The 1196-nt window shown below is 59.2% G+C and carries 1 protein-coding gene; it reads left to right on the top strand.

Features of this window, described 5'->3' with window-relative positions; translation table 11 throughout:
- The coding region (locus M3P21_RS22275; RefSeq protein ID WP_249713703.1) for an IS256 family transposase at positions 1–1141 on the top strand (1141 nt) is incomplete at its 5' end.
- Between the last annotated feature and the right edge of the window lie 55 nt (positions 1142–1196).

Below are 1196 nucleotides of genomic sequence, written 5' to 3'. Positions count from 1 at the left end.
CGGGCTGATGAAAGAGCTCAAGATCAAGCTGATGGAGCGGATGCTGGGGGCCGAGTTGACCGCACATCTGGGCTATGAAGAAGGCAACGACGCTCCACCGGGTCAGTCCAACCGACGCAATGGCAGCGGCAGCAAGCGCCTGAAAGGCCAGGACGGCGAGACGTCGATTTCTGTGCCCCGTGATCGGGACGGCAGTTTCGAACCCGAGCTGATCAAGAAAGGCCAGACCCGGATCGACGGCATGGATGACAAGATCATCGGGCTCTACGCTGCGGGTCTGACGGTCCGCGACATTCGCGCCCATCTTGAGGATGTCTACGGCCTGAAAGTCTCGCCCGACCTTATCAGCCGCGTCACCGATGCGGTGCTGGATGAGGTCCGCGAATGGCAGAGCCGGGCGCTGGACCGGACGTATCCCATTGTCATTTTCGACGCCCTTCGGGTTAAGATCCGGGACGCCGACAGTCGCATGGTCAAGAACAAGGCGGTCTACGTGGCTCTGGGCGTCTCACGAGACGGCGTACGCGAGGTTCTGGGCCTCTGGATCGCCGAGAACGAAGAGGCCAAGTTCTGGCTCTCAGTGATGAACGAGTTGAAGAACCGCGGCGTGCAGGACATCCTGATCGCCGTTGTCGATGGGCTCAAGGGCTTTCCTGACGCGATCACGGCCGCCTTCCCGGAGACCACGGTGCAGACCTGCATTGTTCATCTGGTGCGCCATTCCCTGAACTTCTGCGCCTGGAAAGACCGCAAATATGTGGCCGCCGATCTGCGCCGCATTTACAAAGCCGCCACCGCCGATCAAGCCGCCGCCGAACTGGATGCGTTCGAGGAAAAATGGGCCGGGAAATATGCCTCGATTGCCCCGGCATGGCGGCGGGCATGGCAGGAGGTAATTCCGTTCTTCGCCTTCGATCCGGCGATCCGCAAGATCATTTACACAACAAACGCGATTGAGAGCTTGAACAGGGTGATCCGCAAATCCATCAAGACGCGCGGCTCGTTTCCCACCGAGGAAGCCGCGACAAAGCTGATCTACCTGGCAATCCGAAACTTCGAGAAAGGGGGACGAAATGTTCGACAATGGTTTGCCGCACGCAACCAGTTCGCTATCATGTTCGAGGAGCGCTTCAATGCGTGACCGTATCTGAAACCCGCATGGGCCGAGCCAGATACACAGAGTTCATGACACTCCC

Source organism: Ruegeria spongiae (assembly GCF_023502395.1).
Lineage (GTDB): Bacteria > Pseudomonadota > Alphaproteobacteria > Rhodobacterales > Rhodobacteraceae > Ruegeria_C > Ruegeria_C spongiae.
Note: the sequence above shows the minus strand (reverse complement) of the source record. Positions and strands in the feature narration are given on the sequence as shown.